The following is a 17,017-nucleotide window of genomic DNA, read 5'->3' as shown; positions in this document are numbered from 1 at the left end:
TGGGGAAATGGGGGGAATGGAACATACCGTGCATTTTTCATTTTGGGGGCTTGCGGGAAGGAAACGGGCTTCTTAGTTTTGCCCATGACGATTTCAATAACCCATGTCATCGCTTGCGGAGTTTTGTGTTCGCTGCTCACCCAGTGCGGTAGCTCGTCGATGGGAGGCGGCAATCTGGGCGGGCCAAGCGTGGAGGAGAGGAATGCGAAGATCGCCAGCGAGCCGACCGGTGACTTCTTTTACGGCCGGCGCTACTTCGTGGAAAAGACCCGTTTCTGGGGTTATGTCCGCCAACCCCGGCAGTCATGGAACCGGGCCAAGCTGGTGATCATGCGCGAGGATAAGAAGAAAAATCCCGACAGGCTCTCCGAGGACGGCGCGCCCGGCGAGCGGTATGCCTTCGACAACAACACCGAATATCGTCTCCGCGGATACTATACCGGTCAGCAGGCGTATGATCCGAACAGCAACCAGTTTCTATCAGAATTCATGCTGACGGGATACGAGGCGCTGGATCGCCAGCCGGGATGGCTGTTCCGGCCGGACGATCGCTACGACCGCTTCCGGATCACGATGATTCCTCGCTGAGCTCCATTCCTGACTTCCATCTGCAATATGAAATCCAATGATGTCAGACGTTCGGTCCAGTCCTATCAAGGGGGGCGGGCGGTGGGTGATGCACCCAGCATGGGACGAGTCGCGCGGATCCGTGGCACGGGTTTGCCGAGGCAAGGGAGCAGACAAAAGGGCGGCGGCCGCAGCCCGGGCAAACGGTGGTGGGAATATCGCAAGAAGCTGGTCCGAGGGTGGACGGTGACAGTGTGCGCCCTGGCGGTGGTGATTTTCCTGTGGCTGGGTCCAAAGATCAAATCGGCTGGCAGCAGTGCCGGACAGGTTTCGTCCGGGCTTCGACAAGAGGTGCGGGTGGCCCCGCTGTTTCCATCGCCGCCCGAGGACGAGGCGATTGCCTTGGTCAAGCAGGCTCTAGCGGTTCGCGAGCCTGAGAGGGTTGACGCTTTTTTTCGTCCGGGCGCTGCGAGTCCGCAAGAAGTGGTGGGTTTCCTGTCAAAGATCGAGTCCTTGGACGGCGTGATCGAGCGCTATACCTGGCTCAGCAGCATGGATGCGAACGGTCTTTCGATCGACGGCGTGCTGGTGAGCTTCAAGGGCGTGGAAAGGCCGCTTCCCAGGTTGGCGTTGCTCACCCCTGATGCGGTCGGTCGATGGAAAGTCGATTTCGGCGCCTTTGCCCGCATGGTGAAGCCGTCGTGGAACGATATCCTGGAAAAGGGCGCGGCTCTCGCCCGGGTGAGGGTCTATGTCGCGAAGGACAGTTATTATAACGGCGCGTTTAGCGACGACAAGCAATGGGTCTGTCATCGCATGGCTTCACCTGACACGGAGCAAATCCTGTTTGGGTATTGCAGAGTCGGATCACGCCAGGCCGCCGCCTTGAACTGGATGTTTTCGAAGGAGGAGAGCGTCACCCGCGCGACCTTGGAAATCCGGCGGGTTGAGGGTGCCGACTCCCGTCAATTTGAAATTTTGAAGGTCATCGCCGGGGACTGGGTCGTGGGCGAGGTGCCTTTTGATGAAGGTTTCAACGAATTCAAATGAGGGCGGATCGCGGCCATGAAAAAGCCGACCTTCCAAACGGATGGGCGGCGGATTTTTTTCTGACGGGTCAGGCGTAGGATGATTCCACGCGCTGGGCGACGTCGCGGTAGCCGTAATCGACTTCGTAGATTTGCTTGAAGCAATCGAGCGCGGAGGGTTTGTCGCCCACTTCGGAGTGGATGAGTCCCTTTTCGTAGAGGACTTCCTTCTTGGTGTTGTCCATGGCGACGAGGTCGGCGAGCGCGTCTGACAGTTGTTTGATCGCAAGGTCGAACATCGCTTTGGCGCGGAACGCGCGGGCCAGTGTGAGCAGCACCTTGGTGCGGATGTGCGGGTTGCGCGTCGCCTGTTGGAGGTGGGGAATGGCGGCGCTGTATTCGCCGGCCTTGTAAAGCGCGCTGCCGAGTTCGAAGCGAAGCTGGGGATCGGTCGGGTTTTGATCGACGCGCTTTTGGGCTTCTTTCACTTGCTCGGCGATGCGGTCGGCCTTGCGGGCGTCGAGCGCGGTCTTGAGTTCCGCGTTTTCCGGATCGGCGGCGGCGGCGGCTTCGAGATTTCTCATGTCGGTCTCAAGGGCGCGGTCGTTCATGGCGGAGGCCTTGGTGGCGAGGGCGACGTCGCCATTGCTGAGTGAGTGGGCCCAGCTATAGAAGGTGTGGGCGTTGTGCCAGTCTTCGAGTTGTTCGTAGATGCCGGCGAGATCCTTAACGGTCGCGAGATGGTTGGGGTCCGCGTTGTATTTTTCGATAATTTTGTCGCGACGTTCTTCGAGTTGCTCGCGGGTGAGGCCAGTGCGGGAGGCCTTTTCGAGTTCTTCGAATTCGGCGGAGTTTTTCATGAGCGAACGCATGTCGGCGTTTTCATCCCACTTTTGCTTTTGCATGGAGGCCCGCGCGGAAGCGTCCTTGGAGCCCTTGATCGCGGGGCCGTCGGCGGGGTGGTGCTTGATGATGTCGTTGTAAACTTCCGACGCCAGTTGCGGTTGTTCGCGGGTGATGTAGAACTCGGCGAGTTTGTGAAGCAGCTTGGCGTTTTCGGGGTTGCCCTTGCGGATCGTCTCGAGGGCGAAGGCGGCGGTGTCGTAAAGTTCGAGTTTGAGGCAGGTGTCGAAGAGGAGGTCGTTGGCTTGATCGCTAAGCGGATCTTTTTCCAATTCTTTTTCAATCAAGGGAAGGGTGCCTTCGGGGTCCTTTTTTGCCTGTCCTTGGAGTTTCATCACGCCCATGCCACCACCCGACATGCCGAAGAGGCCGGCTTTTTTCTTGGTGTTTCCGGCGAGCTGGAGTTCGCAGGTGCGGAGCATTTTGCGGCCGTCGAGGAATCCGGGGCAGTCTTTGAGAACGGCTTGGAGGAGGGTGATGCCGTAAGGAATGTTGGAGGTCTGGACAGCGGTTAGGGCTTTGAGCCAAAGTGGCTTGAGGTTCGCTGGAAGTTCTTTTTCGGTGATCTCGGGCATGGCGTTGAGAATAATGCGGTTTTTTAGAAATGCCACTTTGCGATGGCTGAGAGGGAAAAATGGAGAGCTTGCGACGGCTTGGCAAGCGTGGGGTGATGGAGAAAAGAGAGAGAATGCGGGAATCGCGCGTTTTTTGGGATTGATGGCCCGGATGGGATGGGTTACCCAAGGGCCGCACGGCGTGGCTTTCCAGTCAGCCGTTTGTATTATCTCAAGTCAATATGCCTCCTCGCCCAAAGAAATCGGGACGTCGTCTCAATCGCAATCGTTATGGTCCACCGAAGCGTTCCACCAAGGACGAAGAAGAAAAGGCGGTGGAGGTGGACGGTGAAATCTCATCCGTTCTCGCCGGCACCATGTTCCGGGTGAAGCTGGAGAGCGGGCACGAGGTGCTGGCTCATATTTCCGGCAAGATGCGCAAGCGCTTCATCCGCCTGGTGGTGGGTGACAAGGTGAAGATGGAGATGTCTCCTTATGACCTGACCAAGGCGCGGATTGTCTTCCGCTTGAGCTGATTCAAGCGTAGTCGGCCCCGACCTCGGCGGCTTCGAGCGCGGCAACGGATTGGTTGTCGCGCCTTTCGATGACGATGTCGCCGAGCAGTTCGTTCTGGCGGACGACGAATTGGTTGAGTTTCATCAATTCGAGCAAGGCAAGGAAGGTGACGATGACCTCGGCCTTGGTGGTGGCCGTTTGGAAAAGCTCTTCAAAGCGGCGCGCCTCGCCGGGCGCGAAGTGGCTGAGAAGCAGCTCGATTTTATCCGAAACGGTGAAGCGGTCGTCGATGATGTCGCCGAAATCGTGGGATTCCTCGAAGCGTTTCAGGACGTTCTGGAAGGCCCGGATGAGGTCGAAAATCGAGACTTCCGCGAGTGCGGCGGGTTCCTCGGCGGGGAGGTCGGAGGTGTCCGGTTGGTGGGCGAAACGTCCTTCCTGCTCGAGTTCGCGGAGGCAGAGGAAACCGGCGGCGTCCTTGAATTTTTTATACTCGATGAGCTGGCGGATGAGCTCCCAGCGCGGATCGTCTTCCTCGGCGTCCTCCTCCGGCGGCTGGTCCACGCGTGGCAGGAGCGTCCGGCTTTTCAAATACATCAGGTTGGCGGCCATCACGATGAACTCGGAAGCGAGGTCGATGTTGAGCAGCTTGAAGGTGTTGATGTAGTCGAGATACTGGCGGGTGATGCGCTCGATGGAAATGGAATGGATGTCCACCTCGTCCTTTTTGATGAGGTAGAGGAGGAGATCGAGAGGGCCTTCGAAGATTTCGAGGCGGACTTTGTAGTCGTTGGCTTCCACGGAGGCGGGTGATAGGGGATGGACGGAGTCTGGGCGAGGGTAAATTTCCCTCGCCTCATCGGCGGAGGAGCGTTTTACTTCCGGCGCCGCAAGGCGAGTCGAATTATGGAAGCCGAACAAGCGCAAGATTTCAATGAACGCCTGGGCCAGTGGGTGGCAAACCAAGGGGTTTGGTTTCATGTTCGGTATTCGATGACGGGCCGCGGCGGCAAGGGGGTGGCGATGTTCCATTTGTTGCGAATGGCCTTCCGGGTGTTTGTTTTCATGATGGTGGTGGTCGCCGGGTCGTGGGTCTATCTGGCCAAGCGGCCCGAGACGAAACGGTTTAACGACGACTTGCAGGCGTCTCTCCAGGCCGGGCTTTCCGCCTCCGAAATCGAGCTCAAGGGCTTTTCGCGGGTCCAAGGCCAGCTTGAAATCAACCGTCTCGCCTGCAAAGGGGGGAATGAAACGTTCTTCACCTCGCTGGAGGCCAGAAACATCCGCTGTAAAATGGGATTCCTCGACGGCCTGACCGGAAAGTGGGATCCCGGGACCATTTCGCTTTCGAGGCTCGATGTGGAACTCCATGCGGGAGCGGATGATGCGGAGTCGGCGAAAATGCTTTCCGCGGCCCTCTTTAAGAGATCCGACGATGTGCTGATCAACTCGCTGAAGATCACCGATGCGACCTTGCACTGGGGATATTCCGAGCGGACGCGGGGCTCCATCGAGAACAGTGTTCTCAAAGTCCAGCGGCTGGAGAACGGGTTGAAATTGAGTTTCATGGGCGGGACGTTTTCGCAGAATTGGTTGCGAAGGATTGAAATCGTCAGCTTGGTGGTGGTCTGCGATCCGGATGGTTTGACCTTTGAACGGGCGGAGTTCCGGCGGGGGCGGGGGACGGTCGATTGTTCCGGTCTGAGAGTGACCGGAGGCGCGCGGCCCTTGGTCGAGGGCGTCGCGAAAGTCCGCGCGCTCGGTTTGGACAGCGTGGTGCCGCCGGCTTTGAGAAGTTTCATCGAGGGATCGATTTCCGGAGATTTCAAAGTCTCGGGATCTACCAATTCGTCCGACGGAATCGGCTTCGAAGGCCAGGTCGTGCTGGATGGACAGGATACGATCAGTTTGCGCGAGCGGCTTCATTTGCTGAAGGCGCTTTCGGTGGTGGACTACGTGCGGAACTACTCCCGGGTGGACTTCCGGGAAGGCTCGTTCCAAATGAAGACGAGCGGGGGAGGCATGGAGATCACCGACCTGAAGCTGAAAGCGGAAGATCTGTTTTCCCTCGAAGGAAACCTGCGGGTGAGACTGCCGACTGCGGAAGAGACCAAAGCGGCCTTGGAGAAAACCGCGGGGGCCGGGAGTGCGCCCTTGTTCAAGATCGATGAAACGGAGAACGAAGAGGTCGCCTCGAAGGGGGATAGTCCGGATTTCACCCTGCGCCGGGCGGCTCTGGAAGCCCAGCGGGCCAGGGACGGAAACATGGGAGAAGGGGCGTCATCCTTGTTTGACCGCCTGGGGCTCAGTCTCGAGATGCGCCGTCTTGAAGAGCAAGCCGCGAATCGCTTGTCCACCACGCTGCGTTACGAGGGCCTGTTCCGGATCACCCTGCCGGCGGATGCTTTCGAGCGCGCGCCGAAGCTGGCCGCGCAGTTCCCGGTGGATGCCAACATCGGCAGAATCCCGATGATGGTTCCCATCGAGGGCAGCCTTTACGAAATCACCCTGACGCAGGCCGAGGATATCTACCAGCAAGGGACCCGCTAGGAATCACGCGTCGGCGGCGAGGCCGATGCTATGATAGATCTCACGGGTCGCGTGGCTCTTGTTGAGCGTGTAAAAGTGGATGCCGTCCACACCCTCGTTGAGGAGTCCGGCGCATTGCTCAGCGGCGTAGTGGATGCCCACGCGCTCGACGGCTTCGGCGTTGGATTTCGCCCGGTCAAGCGCCCGCAGCAGCTTGGCGGGGTAGCGCGCGCCGGCGGCGAGTTCGGCCATGCGTTTCATGCCGGAGAGCGATGTCACCGGCATCACGCCGGCGATGATCGGGACGCGGATGCCTGCCAGATCGCAGCGGTCACGGAAATCCAGGAAGTCATGGTTGTCGAAAAAAAGCTGGGTGCAGATGTAGTCGGCCCCTTCATCGACTTTCGCCTTCAGGAAATCGAGTTCATCCATCCGGTTGGGAGTGGCGGGGTGGCCTTCCGGAAAGCCCGCCACGCCGATGCCGAATCCGCGGGGATCGGGGTGGGCGCCCGATTCGTTGAATTTGCGGATGAATCGGACAAGATCCGCGGCGTGGCGGAATCCGCTTTCCGACCAATCGTAGTCGGGCTGGTCGCGTGGCGGATCGCCGCGGAGGGCGAGGATGTTGCTGACGCCCGCCGCGGCGTAGCGCTCGAGAATCTCCGCGACTTCCTGTTCGGAATGACCGACGCAGGTGAGATGGGGCACGGGTGGGATGGTGGTCGTCTGTTTGATGCGGACGACGAGGTCGTGGGTCAGCTCGCGGGTGCCGCCGCCGGCGCCGTAGGTGACCGAAACGAAGGACGGACGCAGCGGTTCGAGCTCGCGGATGGCCTGATAGAGGTATTCCCAGGACGCCGCGGTGCGTGGCGGGAAGAATTCAAATGAGAGCGACGGTTTGGAATCGCTGAGGATGTCTCGGATGTGCATGGCGGGTGAGTGATTGGGAGTGGCGGGTTTCCGGGCCGGTGACCGAAACTTTTTCAGGGAGGCGGAGTTTCTTTGTCACTTCGCTTCGCGTCACACAGCTAAAAAAGCGTCAATTGCCCATGAAAACAATCCCTGTTTCCTTACTTGTCGCGGGAATGCTGCTGCCCGCGGCATGTCTTGCCCAGCCCCCGGCTCCGCCGAAAGATCCACCACCGAACGGGAAGCGCGAGCGGCGCGGAATGGACCGGCCGTTTGGCGAGGGATTGAAGGCTGCGGATTCGAATCACGACGGTCTGATTTCAAAGGAGGAGTTCGCCGCGATGCCCCGCATTGCGAATCTACCCGAGGAAAAACGAGAGAACCTGTTCAAGCGTTTGGACAAGAATGGCGACGGCGCCCTGGGCCGGGACGAGCTCGGTCACATGGGTAAGCCTCGCGAGGGCGAAGGGCAGCCGATGGCGCGGCTGTGGGAGCTCGATACCGACAAGAGCGGCGGAGTCAGTTTTGAAGAGTTCAAGGGCGGGCGGTTTTTCATGAAGCTTCCTCCCGAAAAGCAGGAGGCGGTTTTCAAGAGATTGGACACCGACAAGGACGGGGTGATCACGCCGAAGGATCGGCCGGAGCCCGCATTCAAGCGTCCCGACGGCAAGGAGCATCGGAAGGGGCCTGAGGGCAAACACCCGGAAAGAAACGAAGATTCAGGCAAGCGCGATCCGATTCCCCCCCGGCTGGATCTGAACGGCGACGGGGCCTTGTCATTCGAGGAGTTTCGCGCAGGTCCGGCGGTCAAGGGCTTGACCGAGGACGAACAGGAGGAGCGGTTCGAACGGCTTGACCGCAATGGCGATTTGAAGATTTCCTCGGAGGATTCCGCGCCGCCCCCACCGCGCTCGGAGTGAAAATCCGGAAATGAAAAACCTCGCGCCACTCGGAGTGACGCGAGGTTTTTTCGTGGATGAATGAAATCAGGCGGAAGCTGCCTTGGTTTCAGCCGCGATTTCCGTGGCCAGCACGTCGGTGCGGAGATCGCCACCCTTGCGGTTGCTCCACCAGAGCACGACGGGCGAGGCGACAAAGATCGATGAGTAGGTGCCGACTAGCAGGCCGATGAGGATCATCACGGAGAAATCCCGGAGCGAGGATCCGCCGAAGAAGGACAGGATCCCGACGGTGATGATGGTGGTGGCGGATGTCAGCAAGGTCCGTGACAGCGTGGCGTTGATCGCCTCGTTCATAATGCCTTTGATCGACCCGCTGCGGGTGAGCAGGCTTTCGCGAATCCGGTCGAAAACGACGATGGTGTCGTTGATCGAATAGCCGGCGATGGTCAGGATCGCGCCGACGTGGATCAGCGAGAGTTCGCCGCCGAAGAGGACGACGAGTCCGACCGCGATGACCACGTCGTGAAGGATGGCGATGAAGCCGCCGAGGGCGAAGGAGAATTCGAAGCGCACGGTGATGTAAACTAGAATGCCGAGCAGGCCGAGGACAAGCGCGAGCAAGGATTCCTTGAGGAAGGTCCCGCCGATGAGGGGGGAAACCTCTTCCTTGCTGCTGTCGATCACGTAGTCCGTGGAGCTGTCGGCAGCCACCTTGTGTTCGCCGAGAACCGGAATTGACTCGCGCAGCTTGGCGGTGATCTGGGCCGCGTCTTTCGAGTCGCAACGGACGGTGAGCAAGGTGCCGGTGGCGGGATTGCTTTGTTCCTGAGGATAGGCGGCCTTGGCGAGGGTGAGGGTTCCGAGGGCTTTTTCGACATCCGAGATCGCGACCTTGTTGTCCTTGCCTAACTGGAACTGGATGAGGGTGCCGCCGGTGAAGTCGATGCCGAGCGAGCGCTCGCGATGAATCCCGAAGGCGGCGAAGGACAGCACCACCAAGGCCAAGGATACCATGGCCGCCGTCCGGCGCTTGCCGAGGAAGTCGTAGTTGGTCGCGCGGATGAGGTTGAGGAAACTGAGTTTCCTGAGAATTCCCAGGTCGATTCCCCAGCGGAACAGCACGCGGGTCACGAGGATGGCCGAGAACATCGACGCCAGAATCCCGATAGTCAGGGTGACGGCGAAGCCTTTGATCGTGCCGCTGGCCATCCAGAAGAGGATGATGGCGGTGATCAGCGAGGTGAGGTTGGAGTCGAAAATCGCGCTGAACGCCTTTTCATAAGAAGCGGCGATGGCGTTCTTGAGGGATTTTCCGGCTTCGATCTCCTCCCGCAGGCGCTCGTAGATGAGCACGTTGGCGTCCACAGCCATGCCGATGGTCAGGATCATCCCGGCGATGCCCGGAAGCGAGAAGGTGAATCCGAACATGGCCATCACGCCAAACAGGATGACGCCGTTTACCAGCAGGCCGAAGAGCGCGATGATGCCGGCCAAGCGGTAATAAAGGAGCACGAAGACGAAGGTGATGGCGAGGCCGACGATGCCGGCCCAGATGCCTTGTTCGACCACGGCCTTGCCGAGGGTGGGTGAAACCGTGCGCTCTTCTTCGACGACGAGCGGGTTTTCCAGCGGGTTCATCAGGGCGTTGGCGAGGTTTTGGACTTCACCTGGCTTGTCGAGGCCGTCGATCTGGAACTGCTTTCCGAGAGGTCCGTGTTCCTTCAGGCCCGGTGCGCTGATGACCTCGCCATCAAGGACGATGGCGATGCGGTCACCGGCATTCATGTCCTTGGTCAGGGCGATCATCTTGTCGGTGCCGTCACTGTTGAGGGTGATGGACACCGCGTCCGCTTGCTGGGGAGAAGGGGTGGCGAGGGCGATGTCCGAACCGCCGAGAGCCATGCGGCGGTTGAGGAGGATGGGAGTGGAATACTCCACGCCTTCCTGGTTCTTGCCTTTGAGGGTGTAGGCGCGATATCCGGGAATGATTTCGCTGCCTTCCGAGACTCGGGTGGCGAGATTTTTACCATCGGCTCCGACCTCGTCGTTGCGGCGGCTGACTTCACGCAGTTCCAGCTTGGCGACTTTTTCCAAAGTCGTGCGGATGCGGGCGGATTCCTCGGGTTCCACGCCTGGCATTTGGACGATGATTCCGTCCTCGCCTTGGCGGGCGATCATCGGTTCGGCGGTGCCCATGCTGTTGAGGCGCTTTTCGATGACGATGATGGCCTGGTCCACCTGCTCCTTGGTGATCGGCATTTTCGAGCCGTCGTCGCTTTCGCGCGCTTGGATGCGGAGGGAAAACGAGGATCCGCCGAGGATGTCGATGCCGCCCTTGAGGCGCTCCTTGAACGGGGTGGCGGCCAGCACGCAGAGCGCGCAAACGCCGAGCAGCAACACGGTGCCGACATTACGCTTCCGGCGCTCGATCTCGGTGGCGAAATACCAGAAAAACAGAATCATCAGGACCAGCCCGGTGACGAACAGGGTCAACGGATCTTCGTAGAAAGCAGTGGCGGCAAGCATGGTGTGTGGGCGGTTTTGGCTCCGGAATCGGTGAAATCAGGGTGGGGTTATTTGGCGGCGGCGACGTCCTTTTTGTGGACGGAGGCAACGGCCGCCTTGTCGAATTCAAGCATGGTGCCCTCGGCGACTTTGATCATCACGGTGTGCTCTTTCACATTGTGGACGATGCCGTGAATGCCCGACGAGGTGACCACCTTGTCGCCGGACTGGAGCGAGGCGATGCGCGCGGCCATTTCCTTGCGTTGGCGCTGCTGCGGGCGGATCAGGAGGAAATAGAACATCACCACCATCAGGCCCATCATGACAAACGGGCTGCCGAGCAATCCTCCCGCGGGAGGTGGCGTTTCAGCGAGCAGGGCGGAGGAAAGCAGGGCGTGGATTGGTGTCATCATGAATTGGATCGGGTGTAGCGCTGGATGAAGGAGTCTTTGTAGTCGGAGAAGTTTCCCGCGGCGATGGACTCCCTTGCCCCGGCGACGAGGGACAGGTAGAAATGCAGATTGTGGAAGGAAAGCAACCGCAAACCGAGGATTTCACCGGCGCGGAAAAGGTGCCGGAGATAGGCACGGGAAAATCGGGCGACGTGCGGGTGCGCGCTCTCGCAGACCGGACGCGGGTCTTTGGCGTGGATCAGGTTCTTGATGTTGATGGGACCATCGAGTGTCATCGCCATGCCGTGGCGGGCGATCCGGGTGGGCATCACGCAGTCGAACATGTCCACGCCGCGGGCGATCATTTCCAAAATCTGCGGCGGGGTGCCGAGTCCCATCGCGTAGCGTGGCTTGTCGTGTGGCAGAAACGGCACCGCGTTTTCGATGGCGCGGAACATCTCGTGCTCCGGCTCGCCCACCGAGACGCCGCCGATCGCGTAGCCGTCGAAGCCGAGCTCGACCAGCTCGCGGGCGGATTGCTCCCGCAGGTCGGCGTAAATCGAGCCTTGGACGATGCCGAAATGTTGCTGCCTGCCGCTGCCGGAGCGCGGTTCGTGGTCCGTCACCCAGTCCTTGCAGCGCCTGGCCCAGCGGGTGGTCAGCGCGAGCGATTTCGCGGCGTAGGCCTCGTCGCACGGATAGGGCGGGCATTCGTCGAAGAGCATCGCGATGTCCGATCCGAGCGCGCCTTGGATTTCCATGCTGAGCTCGGGAGTGAGCAGCATTTTCGAGCCGTCGAGGTGGTTGTTGAAACGCACGCCCTCCTCGGTGATTTTGCGCAGTTTCGCCAGCGACCAGACTTGAAAGCCGCCGGAATCGGTGAGCAGCGGCTTTTGCCAGGTGCTGAAACCGTGCAGTCCGCCTAGATCGCGGATCAATTCATGGCCGGGCCGCAGCCAGAGGTGGTAGGTGTTGCCAAGAATGATTTGCGCGCCGAGCTCCTCCAACTCGAGCGGATGCAGCGTCTTGACCGTCCCCTGCGTGCCGACCGGCATGAAAATCGGGGTTTCCACGGTTCCATGGGGCAAAACCAAGCGGCCGCGGCGGGCGGAACTCGAAGGATCGGTGGCGAGGATGGAAAATGACACGGGCGGCCGGGGGCAATAGGACAGATGCCTGCGGGGGCCAAGCCCAATCATGCGCTCTGCGGCCGTGAAAACAGTGGGATTTTTCAGAAACATCCGGCCCCCGGCGGAGTTGATTTCATGATTCCCGCGATTTTTTCGCGGCAGTTGGAATTTTTTCGAATAATTTCGACTGGCGCAACTCAGATGTGCGGGTATCCTGCCCCGTCGATTGAAACCAACAAACCAAAATCAAAATACTTATGAAACTGTTCCTCACCGCGCTTTGCGCCTCATTCATGATCATTCCGTCCTCATTCGCCAGCGAGTGTGAAAAGGGGAAATGTGGCAAGGAAAAGAAAGAAGAAGGCACCGTCCTCGCCGATTGCGGCAAGTGCAAGAAGAAGGAAGGTGAAGAGAAGAAGGAAGGAGGCACCGTCCTCGCCGATTGCGGCAAGTGCAAGAAGGACGGTGAAAAGAAAAAAGAAGAAGGCGCCCTCGCCGGCAAGTGCAAGAAGGACTGCGACAAGGAAGAAGCCAAGGAAGAAGGCACCCTCGCCGGCAAGTGCAAGAAGGACTGCGACAAGGAAGAAGCCAAGGAAGAAGGCACCCTTGCCGGCAAGTGCAAGAAGGACTGCGACAAGGAAGAAGCCAAGGAAGAAGCCAAGGAAGAAGGCACTCTCGCCTGATTTCCTAACGACCATTGATTTGAAAAGCCGCCGGATGACCTCCGGCGGCTTTTTCGTGGCTGAGCGAAGCTTCCCGACCACCACAATCAAAGCTTAACCCCTGGCCCGAATTTCGGGGTCCGCCTCATTGATGCCGGTCCAGCAGCCGAGGCCGACGACACCGAGCAGGTAAACGACGACGATGGTCCAATCGAGAAGGCTCATGTTCATGGATGCGGTTTTCTGGCGGATTCGCGGGGCACCAGGTTTTCGGCTCATCCCCGGCTTAAGAGAATATGAATGAACTTACACGCAAAAAAAATGCGCAGACCAAATCAATTCAGGTTAGGTTTCCTGGTGAACCGGTTGGGAGTCATGGAGCCGCTGGTCGGAATTGAACCGACGACCTATTCATTACGAATGAATTGCTCTACCCCTGAGCTACAGCGGCGTCTCACAGAACGAAAGGGAAGAAAACAAACCTGCCTGCAACCCGCAAGCGGGAAATCCGCTTGCGGCGGGAATGCACCGAAAAATCACCGATCATTCGGTGAAATCGGTGTCCGGAGTCTTGAGGTCGAGTTCCTTGATCCAGATGTTCCGAAAGCGGACGTCGTGGCCTTCGCATTGCAGCTTCAAGCCGCCGGGCGTGTCGGTAATGCCTTTGCCTTTGTCGTTGCCACCGTCGATCCCGGATTTCGCGCCGCCCCAGACTTGGTTGATTTTTTGGTTGGTGTGCGCTTTCACGCCGTTGAAATAGAGAGTGACCATTGGCTTTTCGATGAGCTTGCCGTCCTGAAATCGGGCGGCCCGAAAGACGATGTCATAGCTGTTCCACTTGCCGAGGCCTTTGTAGAGGTGATAGGGCGATTCGGTTTCGTTGATCACCGCGGCCATGCCGTGTTTGGTGATGTCGCCGTCGAGTATCTGAATTTCAAAGCGGTTTTGCAGATAGACGCCGCTGTTCCCGCCTTTGTTGACGATGAGGAACTCGACGTGCAGTCGGCAGTCGCCGTAGTTCTTTTGGGTAACAACGTCGGCGCTGCCGTATCTGCCTTTGGCTGCCGCCGGATCATCGGTCATCAGCACCGTTCCGGGATCGACCGGGTCCGCCACGATTTTCCATTTGATCGGCAGCGCGGAGGCGAAGCCCGGGCCTTGCCAATACGTCCATTTCGCGTCGAGCATCTCGCGGCTGCCGTCGAAGATCAGCTCGGCGCCCGGGATCGGTTTTTCGCCGACGCCAACGCCGGCGTGAAGGGGTGAAGCTGCCAGAAATGCCGCGAGAATCAGGTGATGGGTCCGGTTCATGAGGTGGTATGATACTTCCACACCTGGCCACATCTTTCACCGCCGCGACTCAGATTTTGCCTTTGAAATATTTCACGATCGCATCGGTCAGGCCGGGGATGTCGTGTTTTGGAGCTTCGAAGGTCGGCTTCATGCCTTGCTTGCGCAGCGTGTCGCTGGTGACCGGGCCGATGCTGGCGGCAGCGCAGCCTTCCGGCCAGTCGAGGCCGAGCGCGAAGAAGTGCTCCACGGTGGAGCTTGAGGTGAAGGTGATCAAATCCGCGCCTTCTTCAATCAGGCGGGCGCGGGCACCGGTCGGATCTTCGGTTTCGGCGACCGTCTGGTAGGCGACGCAATTGTCCACGATGGCTCCGAGGGCGGTGAGTCCCTCGCCGACGACGTCGCGGGTTTCGGCGGCTTTGACCCAGAGCATCGTGAGGTTTTCGATGTCTTCCTTTTTGAAAGCGTCGATCAAGCCTTCCGCGACGAAGCGCTTGGGGATGAGATCGACGGCGAAACGGTATTCGCGGATTTTCTTGGCGGTGCCTTCACCGATCGCGGCGATCCGTGGGTTTCCGAGGCTGCGGGCGTCGGGGTAGGAGGCGAAAAACGCGTCGAAAAAGCGCTCGACGCCGTTCGGGCTGGTGAAGACGAGCCAGTCGTATTCATGGGCGTGGGTGACGAGTTCGGCGAATTCCTGACGATCCGGCGGGCCTTCGATGCGGATGGTTGGCAGCTCAATGACGTCGGCACCGAGGTCGCGCAGCGCTTTGCTGAGTTCGCCAGCCTGCTCGCGGGTGCGGGTGACGACGATGCGCTTGCCGAACAGCGGACGTTTTTCGAACCAGTTGATTTTCTGGCGCTCCTTGACCACGTTGCCGATCACGGCGACGGCGGGGGAGCTGAAATTCTCCTGCTCGGCGATGTCGGCGATGCTGGCGAGCGTGCCGACGATGGTCTTCTGCGAACCGGTCGTCGCCCAGCGGGTGAGGGCGATTGGCGTTTCGGGAGCTGCGCCGTGTTCGATGAACGCGCCGGTGATTTCGCGCAGCCGGGCCACACCCATCAGGAAAACCTTGGTGCCGGGCGCTTTGGCAAGCTGCGCGTAATCGACCGAGCTGAAGCCTTTGGTCGGGTCTTCGTGGCCGGTGAAAATCGTGAGCTGCGTGTTGTGGTCGCGGTGGGTGACCGGGATTCCCGCGTAGGCCGGGCCGGCGATGGACGAACTGATGCCAGGGACGATTTCGAAATTCACGCCTGCGGCGGCGAGTTCGGCGGCTTCCTCACCGCCGCGGCCGAAGATCATCGGGTCGCCGCCTTTGAGACGGACCACGTTTTTTCCAGCCTTGGTTTTTTCGACGATCAGGTCGTTGATCTGGTCCTGCGGCACCGAGTGGTCCTTGGCTCTCTTTCCGACGTAAATTTTCTCACAACCCGCTTTGGTCCAGTTGAGTAGCTCGGGGCTGCTGAGGGCGTCGTAAACGAGGACATCGGCAAACTCGATGCACTCTTTGGCGCGGAGAGTGACGAGTCCGAGATCGCCGGGGCCGGCGCCGACTAGGTAACAAGTGCCTGATTTGCTCATGAGAGGGAGTTGAAAAGTTCGAGTGCGAGGGTGAAAGGATCGGTGCCGCGGGCTTCGCCGGATGTCGGCGTGCCGCCTGCTTCGGGGAAAACGCGGGCTTTAAGAAGAATCTCTTCGCCGGAAATGGAGGAATAAACTCCGACCGGCGTGTGGCAGCCGCCGTCGAGCAGGCGCAGGAACTCGCGCTCGGCGCTGATCCGCAGCCATGTCTCGCGGTGGCCGATGGTTTCCGCAAAAACCCGGCTCGGCGCGTCGCCGGAGCGGACTTCCAGGCCGATCGCCCCTTGTCCGGCGGCGGGGAAAAATTCGCTTTCATCGAGCCGCGTGACGAACAGGCCCGGAATTCCGGAAACTTCTTCCACCTCGCCAGCCGCGACTTCCGGAATGAATCCGAGCCGCACCAAACCGGCTTCCGCGAGCAAGATGGCGTCGTATTTTTCGTCCTCCGCGAGCTTCCGCAAACGCGTCGGCACGTTGCCGCGCAGGTCGGCGACTTGGACGTCGGGCCGCATCCATTCGATTTGTTTGGCGCGACGGACGCTGCTGGTGCCGACGATCGCCTCCACCGGAAGCGCCGCCAAACCGCCGGGCTGCCGCATCACCAGCACGTCGCGGACCGGGGCGCGTTCCAGCACGGCGGCGAGCACGTATTGATCCCCCAACACCGTCGGTAAGTCTTTGAGGCTGTGCACTGCGATGTCGATTTCCCCGGCGGTCAGCGCTTCCTCGATTTCCTTGATGAAAACGCCCTTGTCGAAGGTTCCCTCGGCCTTCGCCACGTCGGCGAGCGAGACGTCGGTGCGGCGGTCGCCGGTGGTTTTGATCACTTTGCGGATGAACTCCCGATCGGGAAATGCCGCTGCCAGCGCGGCTTCGGTGGCGGTGGCCTGCACCAGGGCCAGCTCGCTGCCGCGCGTGCCGACGATGATGGGAGTAGGGGATTTGACGGACATTTCAGTTTCGGGAAAGGGCTGGAAATTTGATGTGGCGGAGCTCTTTTCATGGCCACGCTTGCCCCGGCATGCAAGTCCAAGGTTTGTCCCCAAGTTGACGATTTTCCGCATTTCCGTATTCAGTTAGTGCGGATTTCTAGTTGATCCGGTAAATCAGGATTTTCACCTTGCCTCGATGCGGATGGAATGCGCGAGCAACGTCCGAAAAGACCACCAGTTCTGGATGAACCTCTACGATCTGATTCAACAAGCCGCTTCCACTTGGATTTCCCAAGAGCGGGCAAACGCGCAATCGCTTCCAGGACAGGTCGTTCAGCACATTGCCACAGCCGGAAAACTCCGTCAGCCCCAGAGGGAAGCCCTCGAAGTCTATCTCTGGCTCAAATTCGCCGGTAAAAACGCCTCCCTCAATAAGCCCGTCCCACCATCTCCAGGCACGGACAAAGATGGCCGTAAGTGGGCGGATGGAAATCTGACCGCAAAGGGGCTCAAGGGAAGTGGCTATGAATACGAATACAAGGGCGCAAAATCCCTGTGGCGATGCCCGCTTGAGACAATGGAAAGATCGTCATTGATTCTCCGGTTCCTCGGT

The 17,017-nt window shown here is 59.6% G+C and carries 17 protein-coding genes and 1 tRNA gene; 7 read left to right on the top strand and 11 right to left on the bottom strand.

Annotation, left to right across the window (positions count from 1 at the left end):
* Window positions 1-84: 84 nt before the first annotated feature.
* Together AC4DF4_RS05155 and AC4DF4_RS05150 are read left to right on the top strand one after the other, a co-directional pair.
* Entirely contained in the window at window positions 85-588 is a 504-nt protein-coding gene (locus AC4DF4_RS05155; RefSeq protein WP_490047042.1) for a hypothetical protein, read from the top strand.
* Between the two features lie 27 nt (window positions 589-615).
* Window positions 616-1,617, top strand: coding sequence for a hypothetical protein (locus AC4DF4_RS05150; RefSeq protein ID WP_490047041.1), 1,002 nt, complete (start codon window positions 616-618; stop codon window positions 1,615-1,617).
* Window positions 1,618-1,684: 67 nt separating this feature from the next.
* On the opposite strand, the gene AC4DF4_RS05145 is transcribed toward AC4DF4_RS05150, so the two are convergent.
* The gene (locus AC4DF4_RS05145) at window positions 1,685-3,073 is read right to left on the bottom strand and encodes a tetratricopeptide repeat protein (RefSeq protein ID WP_490047040.1); all 1,389 of its coding nucleotides are present in this window, start codon (window positions 3,071-3,073) and stop codon (window positions 1,685-1,687) included.
* Window positions 3,074-3,294: 221 nt separating this feature from the next.
* On the opposite strand from AC4DF4_RS05145, the gene infA reads away from it, so the two are divergent.
* Window positions 3,295-3,588, top strand: coding sequence for a translation initiation factor IF-1 (infA, locus tag AC4DF4_RS05140; protein ID WP_490047039.1), 294 nt, complete (start codon window positions 3,295-3,297; stop codon window positions 3,586-3,588).
* A gap of 1 nt (window position 3,589) precedes the next feature.
* Here infA and AC4DF4_RS05135 read toward each other — a convergent pair whose 3' ends face one another.
* Window positions 3,590-4,549, bottom strand: coding sequence for a segregation and condensation protein A (locus AC4DF4_RS05135; protein ID WP_490047038.1), 960 nt, complete (start codon window positions 4,547-4,549; stop codon window positions 3,590-3,592).
* 12 nt (window positions 4,550-4,561) lie between these two features.
* Between AC4DF4_RS05135 and AC4DF4_RS05130 the strand changes: the two genes are divergently transcribed.
* Complete coding sequence (locus tag AC4DF4_RS05130) at window positions 4,562-6,118, top strand: hypothetical protein (RefSeq protein WP_490047037.1); 1,557 nt, start codon at window positions 4,562-4,564, stop codon at window positions 6,116-6,118.
* Window positions 6,119-6,121: 3 nt separating this feature from the next.
* On the opposite strand, the gene metF is transcribed toward AC4DF4_RS05130, so the two are convergent.
* Entirely contained in the window at window positions 6,122-7,027 is a 906-nt protein-coding gene (gene metF, locus AC4DF4_RS05125; RefSeq protein WP_490047036.1) for a methylenetetrahydrofolate reductase [NAD(P)H], read from the bottom strand.
* A gap of 119 nt (window positions 7,028-7,146) precedes the next feature.
* Here metF and AC4DF4_RS05120 point away from each other — a divergent pair, with 119 nt between their 5' ends.
* Complete coding sequence (locus tag AC4DF4_RS05120) at window positions 7,147-7,926, top strand: EF-hand domain-containing protein (RefSeq protein WP_490047035.1); 780 nt, start codon at window positions 7,147-7,149, stop codon at window positions 7,924-7,926.
* A gap of 66 nt (window positions 7,927-7,992) precedes the next feature.
* On the opposite strand, the gene secD is transcribed toward AC4DF4_RS05120, so the two are convergent.
* The 3 genes from secD to tgt are packed head-to-tail and all read right to left on the bottom strand — an operon-like array spanning window position 7,993 to window position 11,953.
* Window positions 7,993-10,434 (bottom strand): protein translocase subunit SecD, encoded by a 2,442-nt coding sequence (gene secD, locus AC4DF4_RS05115; protein WP_490047034.1) that lies wholly within the window; start codon window positions 10,432-10,434, stop codon window positions 7,993-7,995.
* Between the two features lie 47 nt (window positions 10,435-10,481).
* Window positions 10,482-10,826 (bottom strand): preprotein translocase subunit YajC, encoded by a 345-nt coding sequence (gene yajC / locus AC4DF4_RS05110; RefSeq protein WP_490047033.1) that lies wholly within the window; start codon window positions 10,824-10,826, stop codon window positions 10,482-10,484.
* Window positions 10,823-11,953: a tRNA guanosine(34) transglycosylase Tgt gene (tgt, locus tag AC4DF4_RS05105; protein ID WP_490047032.1), complete on the bottom strand. Its 1,131-nt coding sequence runs from the start codon at window positions 11,951-11,953 to the stop codon at window positions 10,823-10,825. Before tgt ends, yajC begins: the two co-directional genes overlap by 4 nt.
* A gap of 239 nt (window positions 11,954-12,192) precedes the next feature.
* On the opposite strand from tgt, the gene AC4DF4_RS05100 reads away from it, so the two are divergent.
* Window positions 12,193-12,618 (top strand): hypothetical protein, encoded by a 426-nt coding sequence (locus tag AC4DF4_RS05100; RefSeq protein WP_490047031.1) that lies wholly within the window; start codon window positions 12,193-12,195, stop codon window positions 12,616-12,618.
* Window positions 12,619-12,711: 93 nt separating this feature from the next.
* Here the strand turns inward: AC4DF4_RS05100 and AC4DF4_RS05095 are convergent, their stop codons facing one another.
* The 5 genes from AC4DF4_RS05095 to hemC all read right to left on the bottom strand — a co-directional run bounded on the left by AC4DF4_RS05095 (window position 12,712) and on the right by hemC (window position 16,425).
* Entirely contained in the window at window positions 12,712-12,876 is a 165-nt protein-coding gene (locus AC4DF4_RS05095; protein WP_490047030.1) for a hypothetical protein, read from the bottom strand.
* Window positions 12,877-12,973: 97 nt separating this feature from the next.
* Window positions 12,974-13,048, bottom strand: a tRNA-Thr gene (locus AC4DF4_RS05090).
* Window positions 13,049-13,140: 92 nt separating this feature from the next.
* Complete coding sequence (locus AC4DF4_RS05085) at window positions 13,141-13,908, bottom strand: 3-keto-disaccharide hydrolase (protein ID WP_490047029.1); 768 nt, start codon at window positions 13,906-13,908, stop codon at window positions 13,141-13,143.
* Between the two features lie 49 nt (window positions 13,909-13,957).
* Window positions 13,958-15,472, bottom strand: coding sequence for a uroporphyrinogen-III C-methyltransferase (gene cobA / locus AC4DF4_RS05080; RefSeq protein WP_490047028.1), 1,515 nt, complete (start codon window positions 15,470-15,472; stop codon window positions 13,958-13,960).
* Window positions 15,469-16,425, bottom strand: coding sequence for a hydroxymethylbilane synthase (gene hemC, locus AC4DF4_RS05075; protein WP_490047027.1), 957 nt, complete (start codon window positions 16,423-16,425; stop codon window positions 15,469-15,471). The genes cobA and hemC overlap by 4 nt, the downstream gene beginning before the upstream one ends.
* Window positions 16,426-16,648: 223 nt before the next feature.
* On the opposite strand from hemC, the gene AC4DF4_RS05070 reads away from it, so the two are divergent.
* On the top strand, window positions 16,649-17,017 hold a 369-nt coding region (locus AC4DF4_RS05070), incomplete at its 3' end, for a hypothetical protein (protein ID WP_490047026.1).

It is taken from the genome of Luteolibacter sp. (genome assembly GCF_058122085.1).
The sequence above is the reverse complement of the archived record's forward strand: the minus strand, read 5'-3'. Positions and strand labels throughout refer to the sequence as shown.

Coding starts and splice junctions, on each gene's coding strand:
- AC4DF4_RS05155 (WP_490047042.1), top strand. CDS start 85: ATGACGATTTCAATAACCCATGTCATCGCTTGCGGAGTTTTGTGTTCG.
- AC4DF4_RS05150 (WP_490047041.1), top strand. CDS start 616: ATGAAATCCAATGATGTCAGACGTTCGGTCCAGTCCTATCAAGGGGGG.
- AC4DF4_RS05145 (WP_490047040.1), bottom strand. CDS start 3,073: ATGCCCGAGATCACCGAAAAAGAACTTCCAGCGAACCTCAAGCCACTT.
- infA (WP_490047039.1), top strand. CDS start 3,295: ATGCCTCCTCGCCCAAAGAAATCGGGACGTCGTCTCAATCGCAATCGT.
- AC4DF4_RS05135 (WP_490047038.1), bottom strand. CDS start 4,549: ATGAAACCAAACCCCTTGGTTTGCCACCCACTGGCCCAGGCGTTCATT.
- AC4DF4_RS05130 (WP_490047037.1), top strand. CDS start 4,562: ATGACGGGCCGCGGCGGCAAGGGGGTGGCGATGTTCCATTTGTTGCGA.
- metF (WP_490047036.1), bottom strand. CDS start 7,027: ATGCACATCCGAGACATCCTCAGCGATTCCAAACCGTCGCTCTCATTT.
- AC4DF4_RS05120 (WP_490047035.1), top strand. CDS start 7,147: ATGAAAACAATCCCTGTTTCCTTACTTGTCGCGGGAATGCTGCTGCCC.
- secD (WP_490047034.1), bottom strand. CDS start 10,434: ATGCTTGCCGCCACTGCTTTCTACGAAGATCCGTTGACCCTGTTCGTC.
- yajC (WP_490047033.1), bottom strand. CDS start 10,826: ATGATGACACCAATCCACGCCCTGCTTTCCTCCGCCCTGCTCGCTGAA.
- AC4DF4_RS05100 (WP_490047031.1), top strand. CDS start 12,193: ATGAAACTGTTCCTCACCGCGCTTTGCGCCTCATTCATGATCATTCCG.
- AC4DF4_RS05095 (WP_490047030.1), bottom strand. CDS start 12,876: ATGAGCCGAAAACCTGGTGCCCCGCGAATCCGCCAGAAAACCGCATCC.
- AC4DF4_RS05085 (WP_490047029.1), bottom strand. CDS start 13,908: ATGAACCGGACCCATCACCTGATTCTCGCGGCATTTCTGGCAGCTTCA.
- cobA (WP_490047028.1), bottom strand. CDS start 15,472: ATGAGCAAATCAGGCACTTGTTACCTAGTCGGCGCCGGCCCCGGCGAT.
- hemC (WP_490047027.1), bottom strand. CDS start 16,425: ATGTCCGTCAAATCCCCTACTCCCATCATCGTCGGCACGCGCGGCAGC.